The sequence below is a fragment of the Pseudaquidulcibacter saccharophilus genome, from assembly GCF_019455445.1.
Classification (GTDB): Bacteria; Pseudomonadota; Alphaproteobacteria; order Caulobacterales; family Aquidulcibacteraceae; genus Pseudaquidulcibacter; species Pseudaquidulcibacter saccharophilus.
In genome coordinates, this window is sequence record NZ_JAHWUS010000001.1 from 829,981 (window position 1) to 844,194 (window position 14,214).

14 protein-coding genes are annotated in these 14,214 nt (G+C 43.6%); 9 read left to right on the top strand and 5 right to left on the bottom strand.

Features of this window, described 5'->3' with window-relative positions; all coding sequences use genetic code 11:
* Position 1: 1 nt before the first annotated feature.
* On the bottom strand, positions 2–595 hold the full coding sequence (locus KXV15_RS03870) for a helix-turn-helix domain-containing protein (protein WP_240006839.1): 594 nt from the start codon (positions 593–595) through the stop codon (positions 2–4).
* 190 nt (positions 596–785) lie between these two features.
* On the opposite strand from KXV15_RS03870, the gene purU reads away from it, so the two are divergent.
* From purU to KXV15_RS03915, 9 genes are read left to right on the top strand one after another with little or no spacing between them, the layout of a single operon-like run.
* Positions 786–1,643 (top strand): formyltetrahydrofolate deformylase, encoded by an 858-nt coding sequence (purU, locus tag KXV15_RS03875; RefSeq protein ID WP_240006840.1) that lies wholly within the window; start codon positions 786–788, stop codon positions 1,641–1,643.
* A gap of 16 nt (positions 1,644–1,659) precedes the next feature.
* Positions 1,660–2,898 (top strand): FAD-dependent oxidoreductase, encoded by a 1,239-nt coding sequence (locus KXV15_RS03880; RefSeq protein ID WP_240006841.1) that lies wholly within the window; start codon positions 1,660–1,662, stop codon positions 2,896–2,898.
* Between the two features lie 14 nt (positions 2,899–2,912).
* Positions 2,913–3,173: a sarcosine oxidase subunit delta gene (locus KXV15_RS03885; RefSeq protein WP_240006842.1), complete on the top strand. Its 261-nt coding sequence runs from the start codon at positions 2,913–2,915 to the stop codon at positions 3,171–3,173.
* On the top strand, positions 3,170–6,025 hold the full coding sequence (locus KXV15_RS03890; protein WP_240006843.1) for an FAD-dependent oxidoreductase: 2,856 nt from the start codon (positions 3,170–3,172) through the stop codon (positions 6,023–6,025). Before KXV15_RS03885 ends, KXV15_RS03890 begins: the two co-directional genes overlap by 4 nt.
* Positions 6,025–6,555, top strand: a complete 531-nt coding sequence (locus KXV15_RS03895) for a hypothetical protein (protein ID WP_240006844.1) — start codon at positions 6,025–6,027, stop codon at positions 6,553–6,555. Before KXV15_RS03890 ends, KXV15_RS03895 begins: the two co-directional genes overlap by 1 nt.
* Positions 6,552–7,886, top strand: a complete 1,335-nt coding sequence (gene glnT / locus KXV15_RS03900; RefSeq protein ID WP_240006845.1) for a type III glutamate--ammonia ligase — start codon at positions 6,552–6,554, stop codon at positions 7,884–7,886. Before KXV15_RS03895 ends, glnT begins: the two co-directional genes overlap by 4 nt.
* Positions 7,887–7,901: 15 nt before the next feature.
* Positions 7,902–8,810: a class II glutamine amidotransferase gene (locus KXV15_RS03905; RefSeq protein WP_240006846.1), complete on the top strand. Its 909-nt coding sequence runs from the start codon at positions 7,902–7,904 to the stop codon at positions 8,808–8,810.
* Positions 8,798–9,490, top strand: a complete 693-nt coding sequence (locus KXV15_RS03910; RefSeq protein ID WP_240006847.1) for a GltB/FmdC/FwdC-like GXGXG domain-containing protein — start codon at positions 8,798–8,800, stop codon at positions 9,488–9,490. The genes KXV15_RS03905 and KXV15_RS03910 overlap by 13 nt, the downstream gene beginning before the upstream one ends.
* A gap of 20 nt (positions 9,491–9,510) precedes the next feature.
* Positions 9,511–10,854 carry an FMN-binding glutamate synthase family protein gene (locus KXV15_RS03915; RefSeq protein ID WP_240006848.1) on the top strand — a complete coding sequence of 448 codons (1,344 nt, stop codon included), beginning with the start codon at positions 9,511–9,513 and terminating at the stop codon, positions 10,852–10,854.
* 251 nt (positions 10,855–11,105) lie between these two features.
* On the opposite strand, the gene rimO is transcribed toward KXV15_RS03915, so the two are convergent.
* The 4 genes from rimO to KXV15_RS03940 form a co-directional block, all read right to left on the bottom strand.
* The gene (gene rimO / locus KXV15_RS03920; protein ID WP_240006849.1) at positions 11,106–12,419 is read right to left on the bottom strand and encodes a 30S ribosomal protein S12 methylthiotransferase RimO; all 1,314 of its coding nucleotides are present in this window, start codon (positions 12,417–12,419) and stop codon (positions 11,106–11,108) included.
* Positions 12,420–12,515: 96 nt separating this feature from the next.
* On the bottom strand, positions 12,516–13,163 hold the full coding sequence (locus KXV15_RS13440) for a TonB family protein (protein WP_275671539.1): 648 nt from the start codon (positions 13,161–13,163) through the stop codon (positions 12,516–12,518).
* Positions 13,164–13,173: 10 nt separating this feature from the next.
* Positions 13,174–13,659, bottom strand: coding sequence for a biopolymer transporter ExbD (locus KXV15_RS03935; RefSeq protein ID WP_240006850.1), 486 nt, complete (start codon positions 13,657–13,659; stop codon positions 13,174–13,176).
* 64 nt (positions 13,660–13,723) lie between these two features.
* Positions 13,724–14,194, bottom strand: a complete 471-nt coding sequence (locus KXV15_RS03940; RefSeq protein WP_240006851.1) for a biopolymer transporter ExbD — start codon at positions 14,192–14,194, stop codon at positions 13,724–13,726.
* Between the last annotated feature and the right edge of the window lie 20 nt (positions 14,195–14,214).

A 14,214-nucleotide genomic window follows, 5' to 3' on the forward strand; every position in this document is an offset into this window, starting at 1 on the left:
ACTAATCTTCATGAGGGTACATCAACACAGTTATGAATTTTATTGGAACTTGCATCATCTTGTCGGGGCCGTGAGGTACGTCGCCCCGAAAGGTGAGGCTGTCACCCGGCTCAAGGACATAGGTTTCTTCGCCGTGGCGATATTGTAACTTGCCTTCAAGCATATATATAAATTCGGTTCCTGGATGTTCAAAAGCAGGAAAAGTTTCACTTTCAGAATCAATTGTGATTAGAAATGGTTCAAAATGCTTGGTTGGACCTTGGTCATAAGATAATAGGTGATAGGTGTGACCGCGCTTTGTGCCGCGCCGTACCACTTCCATGCCTTCACCCTTTTTTACAAGTTGCGCACCGCCGGCTTTATTATCAAAATTTCTGAAAAGTGCCGAAAGTGATACCCCTAATGCTGCTGCTAATTTAGACAATGTGTCTAAAGAGGTAGCAGTCTGTGCGTTTTCGATTTTTGACAACATGCCACGACTTATATCCGCACGGTCGGCAACTTCGGCAATTGTAAGGCCGTGTTGTTGGCGTAAGTCTTTGATTGTATTGCCTAAAAATCTCTCTAAATTTCCGCTTGCATCAGTATTTGTCATATGTAACCCAAAAATATCCACAGGAATAAATGTTTCCTTGTGTGAAATAATAATTGACACAGATAAACCCGTGTGGAAAACCTGTTTCATATTGTTCACTATTGTTTCACAGGGTTGCGTAAAATGCAAATTTGCATTGCACATAAGTTTATAAAAGGCATGAAGGTATTGCCGAAAAAGGAATACCAGAATGACTAAAAGATTTTATACACTTTCATTAACATGCCCTGATACTGTTGGCATTGTTGCCGCCGTAAGTAATTTTATTGCCTCTCATAAAGGGTGGATTACTGAGGCCGCGCAATATTCAGATGAAAGCACAAATACCTATTTCATGCGTCAGCAAATTTTGGCCGATAGCCTTGATATAGATTTTGAAACCTTCAAGGCCGGTTTTGCTGAAATTGCGGTAAAGTTTGATATGAAATGGAAATTAACCGACAGCGCAGTTAAAAAACGTGTTGTGATTTTGGTTTCAAAACTTGAACATTGCTTATACGATATTCTTGGTCGTTGGAGTTCGGGGGAGCTTGATGTTGAAATCCCATGCGTTATTTCCAATCATGAAACCTTCCGTGAACTTGTTGAATTCCATAAAATCCCATTTCATTATGTTCCGGTAACACCTGAAAACAAGGTTCAGGCGTATCAAAAAGTCATGGATATTTTTGAAGATGTTAAAGGCGATGTCATGGTCTTGGCGCGCTATATGCAAATTTTGTCGCCCGAAATGTGTGCCAAATATCCAGGGCAGATTATCAATATCCACCATTCATTCTTGCCAAGTTTTGTCGGCGCAAAACCATATACCCAAGCCTATAATAAAGGGGTGAAATTGGTGGGTGCTACTTGCCATTATGTAACTGCGGATTTGGATCAAGGCCCGATTATTGAACAAAGCGTAATAAGAATTGATCATTCCGATAGCCCAGAAGACATGGTTCGTTATGGCAAAGATGTTGAGAAACAGGTTTTTGCGCGTGGGCTTCGTTACCATATCGAAGACCGTGTTCTAATCCTTGGCAATAAAACGGTAGTTTTCAGATGATGAAAGGGTGCAAAACATGCCTTGGCGATTGTTAAGATTTGGGCTTTCCAAAAAGCACCCAGAACCAAGGATGTTTGATGCACCCGACGCATTAAAATCATCATATGATGTTGTGATTATCGGTGGCGGTGGTCATGGTCTTGCATGTGCGTATTATCTTGCCCGTGATTTTGGCATAACCAATGTTTGCGTTCTTGAAAAAGGTTATATTGGTGGTGGTAATACAGGACGTAATACCACTATCATCCGCTCAAATTACCTGACACCAGAAGGGGCACAATTTTATGATAAGAGCCTCGAACTCTGGAAAGATTTATCAACCGAATTTGATTTAAACCTATTTTATTCAAATCGCGGTCACTTTACCCTTGCGCACACTGATGCGGCAATGCGCACCTCTCGTTGGCGGGCAGAAGTAAATAAGCATTATGGCATTGATTCCGAAGTTGTTGGGCCTGATTTTGTAAAAAAACATGCGCCTATGATTAATTTACAATGCGGGCATCACCCAATTATGGGGGCGTTATACCATGCCCCTGGTTCTGTGGCGCGTCATGATGCTGTGGCTTGGGGGTATGGTCGTGGGGCAAATATGCGCGGCGTTGAAATCCACCAGCGCACAGAAGTTTTGGGTATTGATACCAAAGGCGGCAAAGTTTGCGGCGTAAAAACCAACAAGGGCTATATCGAAACCACCAAGGTTTTATCGGCAACGGCTGGCTCAACCCCAAGAATTCTAAAAATGCTTGATATCGATACGCCAATTTTTATCCACCCGCTTCAGGCAATGGTTTCAGAACCTTTAAAGCCGTGGCTTGATACAATTTTGGTTTCAGGTTCTTTGCATATTTATATTTCTCAATCATCACGCGGTGAATTGGTAATGGGTGCATCGCTTGACCCATATGAGGTGCATTCGACCCGATCCACCCTCGATTTCCCAGAAGGGTTAAGTGCGCAAATGCTTGATATGTTTCCATTCCTGTCAGAGGTGAAGGTAATGCGTCAATGGGCCGGCATGGCGGATATGACGCCTGATTTTGCCCCCATTATGGGCAAAACTCGAATTGATGGTTTCTATCTTGATGCCGGTTGGGGAACCTATGGCTTTAAGGCAACACCAATTTCTGGAAAGACAATGGCATACACAATCGCCAATGATAAACCACATGAGTTAATCACAGCATTTTCGTCCGAGCGCTTCAAAAATTATGAGCTTACGGGTGAAAAAGGCGCGGCTTCGGTCGGACATTAGGGGAGGGGTAAGACATGAAAATTATGACCTGCCCAATAAATGGTGAAAGACCAATTTCCGAGTTTTACTATTGGGGCGCAATAAAAACACCGCCAAATCCTGATACTTGTAGCGATGAGGAATGGTCGGATTATGTGTTCAATAAAAATGGCGCACCGGGGGTTAAAAAAGAATTTTGGTGCCATAGCCCTTCAAACACTTGGTTTGTTGCTGAACGCGATACTTTAACCGACACAATTTTAACAACCTATCTTTACCAAGGGGGCGCAAAATGAGAATAGCCCCACAAGCCTCTGAAATTATCAATCGCGATAAATCAGTTACTTTTACATTTGAAGGCAAAAAATATAATGGTTTCGAAGGTGATACCATCACCAGTGCCTTGCTTGCGAATGGGGTGAAAATTCTTGGGCGATCATTTAAATATCACCGCCCGCGCAGCGTTTCATCTTTTGCTAATCACGATATGAATGTGATTGTTGATGATGTTTCAGGGCAATATTTTATTCCAAATATCCGTGCAGATGTTACCAAAGTAAAAGATGGAATGAAATTAAAAGCCGTCAATACCTTTGGCGGTGTTGAAAAAGACAAAGCAAGTATTTTAGGGCGTTTTTCAAAATTCCTTCCTGTTGGTTTTTATTATAAGGCCTTCCATACCAAGGCATTGTTTCCAATGTGGGAAAAAATGTTCCGTACTATGACTGGCTTGGGCAATGTTGATTTTAAAACCCCAAAAATTAAAACTTCCAAAGATTACGGATTTTGCGATTGTTTGGTTGTTGGGGCCGGTGTTTCGGGATTATCTGCGGCGTTGGCTGCGGCAGAAAATGGCCTTGATGTCGTATTGATTGATGAAAACCCGCAAATTGGCGGCAGCATTAATTATACCAATATTCCAAATGATTTAATCGAGCGTGCCAAAGCTGCAAATATCCGCATTTTCACAGATTGCTATGCGGCGGGTTATTATGCCGATAATTGGGTGGCATTGGTTCACAAAACCCATATGACCAAAATGCGCGCAAAAACCTTGATTGTGGCAAGTGGTGCATTTGAACAGCCACCAGTTTTTAGAAATAATGACTTACCAAATATAATGCTTGCGGGTGCTTTCTTACGGCTCTTGAAATTATATTCGGTCAAAACAATTAATGATGCTGTGTTTTTAGTTGCCAATGATTATGGTTATGAGGCCGCTAAAACGGCGATTGATTATGGTATAAATATAAAGGCAATTGTTGATTTACGCAGTGGCGATGAATTGCCACTCCTAAATGACTTTATCGCAAAAAACATCCCTATCTACTCCGGTTCTTGCATTTATGAGGCCGAATCCGGCAAAGATAAAAATGTTATTGGCGTAAAAATCCATGAATTTAATGATGGTCTTGCTGGTGCATTAAAGGCAGAAATTGCGTGTGATGGCGTGGTTATGGCAACTGGATTTGCGCCTGCTTTGAATCTTTTATATCAGGCAAATACCAAAATGCGCTTTGATGATGCGCGCTCTCAATTTATTCCCGATGTTTTACCAAATTCGGTTTTTTCATGTGGGAAATTAAATGGCAATTATACCTATGAAACCCGTGCGATTGATGGTGAAATCGCAGGCATAAATGCCGTAAATTTTGTCAAGAATTCCAAAATAAAATTGCCAAAATCATTGCCAGAAACCCAAAAACCAAATCATCCTTGGGCAATTGTAGAGCATGAAAAGGGCAAAACTTTTGTCGATTTTGATGAAGATTTGCAATTAAAAGACTTTAAAAATGCGGTTCAAGAAGGTTTTGACAATATCGAACTTTTGAAACGCTATACCACCAATGGCATGGGTCCTTCTCAGGGGAAACATTCCAATATGAATGGCTTGCGGGTTTTGGCGCGCCTTACAAATAAAACACCATTTGAAGTCGGTACAACAACTGCAAGGCCGTTCTATCACCCCGTGCCGATGAAGCATTTGGGTGGACGCGGGTTCTCTCCAAACCGCGTAACCCCATTACATTCACGGCATGGGGATTTGAATGCAATTTTTATGCTTGCCGGCAATTGGCAGCGACCAGAATATTATGCCCGTGTTGGTGTGACGCGCCAAAATGCAATAAACGCCGAAGTGATGGCTGTGCATGAAAATGTCGGTATTATTGATGTTGGCACATTGGGCAAGCTAGAAGTAATTGGCCCTGATGCCGCAGAATTTTTGGAACGTGTTTATATTTCAAAATACAAGGGTTTGAAAACCGGAATGGCGCGTTATGGCGTTGCCTGTGATGAGACTGGTGTAGTGGTCGATGACGGCATCATTGCCCGCCTCGCGGAAGATCATTTCTATTTCACTACTACAACATCAGGTGCGGCGACTATTTACCGCGAATTAAGCCGCCTTAATATGATTTGGGGACTTGATTGCGGGATTGTGAACCATACTGGAAGTTTCGGTGCAATAAATCTTGCGGGGCCAAATTCCAAAAAAATATTGGGCAAATTTACCGATTTAGATTTGGATGATTTTCCGTTTATGGGCTATCGCGAAGCATTTGTTGCTGGGGTTAAGTGCCGCATAATTCGCGCAGGCTTTGTTGGTGAATTGGGTTATGAAATCCATGCACCTGCACTAGAAGTTCATAAAGTTTGGGACGCTTTCATAAATGATGGTGCAACTCCGTTCGGCGTTGAGGCGCAAAGGGTATTAAGGCTTCAAAAAGGGCATATAATAATCGGTCAAGATACTGATGGGCTTTCTACACCTTATAACGCCGGCGTTGATTGGGCGGTTAGAATGGACAAGCCATTCTTTATCGGTCAACGCAGCCTTAAAATCATCAATTCAAAGCCACAAAAACAGGTTTTAGCAGGCTTTGTATTGCCAAAAGATTATGAGGGTGCGCCACCCCAGGAATGCCACCTTATAATACACGAAGGCGAAATTGCGGGGCGGATTACATCCATCACCAAATCACCGAAATTGGGGCAAATAATTGGGCTTTGCCACATAAAGCCAGAGCTTGCACAAATTGGCCATGAAATCAAAATCCGTTTTAGTGATGGAACATTTGTTGCGGCAAATATCGCGCAAACCCCATTTTATGACCCTGAAAACCTAAATCAAAAAGGGGTGGCATAATGATTTCACCATTATCATTTGAAAATATAACCACCACTGAATTTGCCAAAGAAGGTCTTATTATTAAAGACATTTCAAATGCAGAAAAATTTGGCATCAAGGGCAAGGGTGCAGAAGAATTTTTAAAATCCCAAGGCGTAAAACTACCGGAAAAGTACAATACGGCGATAATTGATAATGATAAAATTATCATGCGTCTTGGGATAAGTGAATATTTGCTTGAGGGGGTTGGCGTAAGCAGATTTTACGACCTTCCAAAACCTACTCAAGCTTATCAAGTTTTGCGTCAGGATTGTTGTTTATTGCTTGAAGGAGAGGCAATTTACAAGATTTTATCCCAATCTTGCGCAATTGATTTTGTCAAAGCCAATGCAAAAGACTTACCTTTGTTTCTAACCTCAATGGTGGGTGTCGGCGTGACAATATTACTATCAGAGGAGGCGGGTTTGCCAAAGGTGCGCATTTATTGCGACCCCACCTATGGCGCATATTTATTCAAAACACTTTTGGAAATCGGGGGCGATCTATGAACCTTGTGGAAGCAAAGAAATTCATTGCTGATAATGACGTAAAATTCATTCTCGCGCAATTTGTCGATATTCACGGCGTGGCAAAAACCAAAGCGGTGCCAGCCGATCATTTGGAAGATATTTTGGATGTTGGTGCTGGCTTTGCTGGTTTTGCGGTTTGGGGTCTTGGTCTTGCACCCCATAGCCCTGATTTCATGGCAAAGGGCGACCTTAGCACGCTATCGCTTGTACCATGGCAAAAAGGTTTTGCCCGTATGGTTTGCGATGGTCATGTGCAGGATAAACCATGGCACATTGATACGCGCGTTGTTTTACAGGCACAGCGTGAAAAACTCGCGGCACTTGGTTATGAAATGTTTACAGGGTTAGAACCTGAATTTTCATTATTAAAGAAAAATCCAGATGGCACGATTGCCCCGTTTGATGATGGGGATACCCTTGCAAAACCTTGTTATGATTACAAAGGTCTTTCTGCGGCGCGTGCTTTTGTTGAAAAATTGGTGGGTGACTTAAAACCTATTGGTTATGATATTTATCAAATCGATCACGAAGATGCCAATGGTCAGTTTGAAATTAATTATACCTATGATGAATGCCTAACTTCTGCGGATAAATATGTTTTCTTTAAAATGGCGGCATCGGAAATTGCACGTGAACAAGGTCTTGTTTGTTCGTTCATGCCGAAACCATTTTCCAACCGCCCTGGTAACGGTATGCATATGCATATCTCGCTTGGTCCGATTGGTGGCAAAGGCAATCTATTTGAAGACAAATCAGATAAAAATGGCCTCGATTTATCCGAACTGGCCTATCATTTTGTCGGCGGGATTTTAAAACATGCCAAGGCATTATCGGCAATTTGTGCGCCAAGTGTGAATTCATATAAACGCCTTGTAGTCGGTCGTTCTCTATCGGGGGCAACATGGGCGCCGGCCTATATTTCATACGGCGATAATAACCGTTCTTGCATGGTTCGTATTCCTGGTGGCCGGATTGAAATGCGCCTTGCCGATGGTTCTTGCAACCCATATCTTGCCGCCGCCGCAGTAATCGCCGCAGGGATTGACGGGATTGAGAATAAAATCACACCACCAGATCCAATTAACGAAAACCTATATGATTTTAGCCAAGAGCAAATCAAAGAAATGGGTATCGAAACCCTGCCGCAAAACCTGCACGAGGCACTAATCGCGCTAGAACAAGACACGGTGTTAAAAGACGCATTGGGTGATGTGGTCGATGAATTCCTTAAAGTTAAGCATATGGAATGGGTCGAATATATGCGCCATGTCTCCGACTGGGAAATCAAATCATATCTTGAGTTTTATTGATAACGGAAAAGCAAAATGTGTGGAATTGTTGGATTATTATTAAAAAAGCCGGAACTTTATAATCGCCTTGGCGAATTTATGGTTCCGATGCTTGTCGGCATGACCGAACGGGGGCCAGATTCGGCAGGTCTTGCGGTATTTTCATCAAGTGTTGGGAATTTTGACAAGAAAATCAGCCTTTATTCAGGTCTTACAGCTGAGGGGGCATCATTCAATTGGCAGGGTTTAGAAGGTGCAATTAACCAACACCTTGGCATACCTGCCAAAGTTCATGCAGTGAATAATCACGCAATTCTTTCTATTTCTGGCAACCCTGAGCCTGTAAAGCATTGGATTGCCGAAAATTATCCAAAACTTTATGTTTTATCAACTGGTGAAAAGATTGATCTATATAAAGATATTGGTTTGCCTGCATCAATTGCTGACCGTTATGACTTTAAAAATCTAAAAGGCTCTCACCTTGTTGGTCATACACGTATGGCAACCGAAAGTGCGGTAACGCCAGAGCGTGCGCACCCATTCACGGCGGGCGAAGATTTCTGCCTTGTTCACAATGGTTCGTTGTCAAATCCAAATTATATCCGCCGTATGCTTGAACCACGTGGAATTAAATTTGAAACCGACAATGATACCGAAGCGGCATGTAGGTTTATTGAATGGCGCTTGTCCGAAGGCGATGATTTGAAACAAGCCTTACAAGCATGTTTTGATGAACTCGATGGTTTCTATACTTTCTTGATGGGAACCGCCGATAGTTTGGCTTTGGTGCGCGATCCATTCGCCTGCAAGCCAGCAATGGTTGCAGAAACCGATGATTATGTGGCGATTGCATCTGAATTCCGTTCTTTGGCACATTTGCCAGATATTAAAAACGCAAATGTATTCGAACCCGCACCAGAGGAGATGTATGTATGGGCAGCGTAGCATTCGACCTTGAACAAACCCCGGTGCGTGAAATCAATCATTTCATTCACAAAGATGCCAATGCCGGCGATAAAATTGCAATTACCAATGCTGGCGGCGCACATTCAATTGCTTGTGGCTGTGACAAGGAATTAGAAATTCTTATTGACGGTCATGCGGGATATTATGCCGGCGGCATGAACAAAGATGCCGACATCACCATTTCAGGCAGCGCGGGAACTGGTGTTGGTGAAAACATGATGTCTGGTAAAATCCATGTCAAAGGTTTTGCATCCAATGGTGCGGGTGCATCGGCGCATGGCGGGCTTTTGGTGATTAATGGTGATGCGGGATTACGCTGTGGCATATCTTTAAAAGGCGGAGATATCGTGGTTGGCGGGTCCGTTGGTTCATTCTCTGGCTTTATGGCACAGGCGGGGCGGATGGTGATTTGTGGCAACGCCGCAGATGCTCTTGGTGACAGTCTTTATGAGGCAATCATCTATCTTCGTGGTGAAGTGAAGTCATTGGGGGCAGATGCCCAATTTGAACCCATGACAGATGATGATTATGCGGCGGTTGCCGAATTATTGTCAAAAGCAGGCGAAGATTTTGCAAAATATAGTCCCAAAGAATTTAAGCGCATTGCTTCTTCCAAGTCGCTTTATCACTGGAACGCAGACGCGAACCAAGAATATTAATTCAGGTCAGGAAAATTAAAATGGCTGAACATAAATCAATTTCTAAAGAAGAATCTTATAGTTTTGACCGCTCTGCGATTGATTATATTCGCAATGCTGCGGCACACGGTCTTTATGAAATCCGTGGCATGGGTGCAAAGCGGAAATTACCAACCTTTGACGATTTAGTATTTCTTGGCGCGTCAAATTCACGTTATCCTCTCGAAGGGTATCGTGAAAAATGCTCAACCAAAACCGTGCTCGGAACCCGCTTTGCCAAAAAACCAATCGAGCTTGAAATTCCAATTACTATTGCCGGTATGAGCTTTGGTTCATTATCAGCAAACGTAAAGGAAGCATTGGGGCGCGCCGCCACAGAGGTTGGCACATCTACCACCACCGGCGACGGCGGCATGACGCCAGAAGAGCGATTGTCATCAAAAACCCTTGTTTATCAATGCCTACCATCACGTTATGGCTTTAATCCCGATGATTTGCGCAAGGCCGATGCCATTGAGGTGGTTATCGGACAAGGGGCAAAGCCAGGTGGTGGCGGTATGCTTTTGGGGCAAAAGGTTTCGCCGCGTGTTGCAGGTATGCGTACATTGCCAGAAGGGATTGACCAACGCTCGGCGTGTCGTCACCCTGACTGGACAGGCCCTGACGATCTTGCGATTAAAATCACCGAATTGCGTGAAATCACCGATTGGGAAAAACCAATTTATGTAAAAGTTGGCGCCACCAGAACCTTTAATGACGTAAAACTTGCGGTTCATTCGGGTGCGGATGTGGTTGTGGTTGATGGGATGCAGGGCGGCACAGCGGCAACCCAAACCTGCTTTATCGAACATATCGGTATTCCAACCTTGGCCGCAGTTAAACAAGCTGTTGCGGCACTCGAAGATCTTGATATGAAAGGCAAAGTGCAATTAATCGTTTCGGGCGGTATAAGAACCGGTGCAGACGTTGCCAAAGCATTGGCAATGGGTGCGGATGCGGTTTCAATCGGGCAGGGGGTTTTGATTGCCCTTGGCTGTAATGGCGAAACCTATTACCAAAATGGTGCGCATCATGATGCTTCGGCAGATTATGCGGCATTGGGAACTTGTGCGGGTTTCTGTCACCATTGCCATACTGGCAAATGCCCAGTTGGTATCACCACCCAAGACGAGGTTTTGGAACAACGCCTTACACCCGAAGTCGGTGCAAAACACCTGAAAAATTATCTCAAAACCCTAAATATGGAATTGACAACAATTGCGCGGGCGTGCGGCAAACAAAACGTTCACCACCTTGAACGTGAGGATTTGGTTGCCTTGACCATTGAGGCGGCGGCAATGGCGGGCTTACCATTGGCGGGAACGAATTGGATACCAGGGCTTTAATCACTTTGCCGCCTTCGCATTATTTTAAAAATTTGCGTGGCAAATTTTGCTCTTCGATTTACGGAAAACCGCTTCACACTTTTCCTATCTCATCGCGGCTAAATACTGTGACATAGTTGAAAAGATTTTTGGAAAGCGTGGTTTCTAAAAATCTTTTACATATAAGTTTTAAAGGCTTGGGGAAACCCAAGCCTTTAAATTTTGCTATATATATTTTTAAATTGCCAAGTGAGCGAAGCCAGAGTGGTGATTTAAATTTTCACCCCATATAAATCATACTCACTCGCTTCATCGATACGGGCGCTGAAAGTGTCGCCAACTTTGACGCCTTCGCATGGATCAATAAAGATGTTGCCATCGACTTCGGGTGCGTCCCAAATTGTGCGGGCGATTATGGTGCCATCTTCGTCAATTTCATCGACAATAACGTCCACTTCGCGACCAACCTTTGCCGTAAGACGTTTTGCCGAGACTTCTTGGGCAACTTCCATCAATCTTTCCCAGCGTGATTGTTTAACATCTTCTGGAATTTGTTCGTCAAAATCGCGTGATGTTGCGTGAACAACATTTTCATATTTAAACACGCCAATTCTATCAATTTCGGCATCACGCACAAAATCAACCAGCATTCCAAAATCTTCTTCGGTCTCTCCTGGAAAGCCAACAATGAAAGAAGAACGAATACATAAATCGGGGCATATTTCGCGCCATTTTTTAATTCTATCTGCTTGCTTTTCGATATTTGCCGGGCGCACCATTTTTTTCAAAATACGTGGGCTTGCGTGTTGGAAAGGAATATCAAGATATGGCAAGATTTTTCCCTGCGCCATTAATGGAATTACTTCATCAACATGCGGGTAGGGGTAAACATAATGCATGCGTACCCATACTCCAAGTTCACCTAATGCGGCTGCTAAATCATAAAATTTGGCACGATATTCTTTGCCCTTGAATGATGAGGTCGCGTATTTAATATCGCGCCCATAGGCTGATGTGTCTTGTGAAACGACCAGTAATTCTTTCACACCTGCACGCACCAAATTTTCAGCCTCAGCAATTACTGCGTTAGCGGGGCGCGAAACCAAATCACCGCGCAAAAATGGAATGATACAGAATGAGCAACGATTATCGCAACCCTCTGAAATTTTTAAATATGCATAATGACGTGGTGTAAGGCGAATACCCGATGCCGGCACAAGGTCTTCAAACGGTTTATGTTCCGGTGGAATTGCGTCATGAATTGCACCCAATACTTGTTCATATTGTTGTGGGCCAGTAACCGCCAAAACTTTTGGATGTTCTGCCATAATAACGTCAGGTTCGGCACCAAGGCAGCCAGTTACAATAACCTTGCCGTTTTCACGAATAGCTTCACCAATTGCATCAAGTGATTCTGCACGTGCCGAATCTAAAAATCCGCATGTGTTTACCAATACTGCATCGGCACCTTGATAATCAGGTGAAATTTCATAGCCTTCAGCACGAAGGCGGGTAATAATTCGTTCGGAATCCACTAGTGCCTTGGGGCAACCAAGCGAAACAACACCAATTTTTTTTGTATTCATATTCATTGCCCCCCATTAGCCTTCAATTCATCAATTTTCAAGCCAATAAAAAAGGCCACCCCGAAGAGTGGCCTTTGATAATTTCTTTCAACCAGATTAGTCCAATTTGAATTGAACAGTAAGTGAAGCACTACCTGAAACGTTTTCGCAGTTTCTGCGAGCTGGTCTGTATTTCATTCTCACCGCTTCACGCTGTACCGCTGAATCGAATACAGAGTTTGAAGATGAGTTAACTGAAACGCCAGTAACGTTACCGTTTGCATCAATCTGCAATGTTGCACGAACTGTACCTTCAAGTTCTTGATCCAATGCACGTTGTGGGTATGCACGCTCAACGTTGAATGCACGAATTTGCGAAGGTCCAGAATCCCTCTCAGCACAAGATGGTGGTGCAACAGGTGCAACAACAGGCGGAGATGGAGGCGGCGCAACAGGCGTATTGGTAACCGGTGTTGGCGGTGGCGTAGTATGTTCTACTACATCACGTTGAACAGGGTCAGGTGGTACGTCAATGTTAATTGCCTTGGTTTTCACTTCCTGAATTTTCGCAGGAGGTGGAACTTCTGGTTTTGGTGGCGGTGGAGGTGGTGGCGGAGGTGGAGGTGGCTCTACCTCAGTCTTGATTGCCTTAGTATCCTTGAACAAGTCTTGGATAATAGTTGGCTTAATCTTTGAAATACCCCAAAGTGCCGCTGACCATAAAATGGCTGACAAAAGGATGAACCAAATACGATATTTTCCCATATCTGTCCCCCTATTGTCTTAACTGTGATTCATCAATTGCAGATTCAGCAACCAATGAAATGGTTTGGAAGTCTTTTTCCTGAAGCAATGCCATTGTACCCATAACCTCACCATATGGAAGGGTCTGGTCGGCACGCACGCGGATAACCTCTAAAAGACGGTTTTGTGTATCTGGCACGTTAATTTTAATGTGCGCAAGTACAGTATCCGGCAAAGCATCACGTGTTGTTAATGCACCGTCAACGAAATACACAGCATTACCTGTGCCATCGTCGCGAACGTCAACAACTGTTGGCTTTTTAGGGTGGTTATCAGGAGGAGGTGGAACCGGCGGTGGCAGGTCCACTTTAACGTCCGTAGTTGGAACTGGGGCAGCCACCATGAAGATAATCAAAAGCACCAAGAGAATGTCGATGAACGGAATAATGTTCATATCGGCATTGGTGTCGAATGATCCTCTTTTGGCGGAACCAGATGTAGATACTTTTGCACCCATCTCATGCCCCCCCTAAAGCTGTAATTTGGATTCTCATAAGAGAAATCATCTCATTCTCCTTTGGCTAGCGTCTAGTATCTTCGCCAACCAGAGCGACTTTGAAAAAACCTTCTTCTTGAAGGCGGTTCATAATAAAGACCACATTACGATAAGGTGTATCGGTGTTTGCACGTACATAAATACGTGTAGTGATGATTTTTTCCAAAGTATCCGCTTCTCTATCGTTGCGGGGAACTTCTTTTAAAACCTCTTGACCGATTTCCATTGGGTCAACCTGATTATTTCCTACGAAATAAGTGGCTGATCCGCTATCGTTATTTAAAGATACATATGTAGGTTTAGGTGGTCTTTTAGACGGAAGAACTTTTGATTCAGGCAAAGTAACCTTGATATCCACTGTGGCAATCGGTGCCGCCACCATGAAGATAATCAGAAGAACAAGCATCACGTCCACGAATGGGATGATATTTGGCTCTGCGTTGGTTTGGAATGTACCACGCTTTGCACTTCCTGAAGTTGAAATTTTAGCACCCATAAGCGGCCTCCTGTTATTTT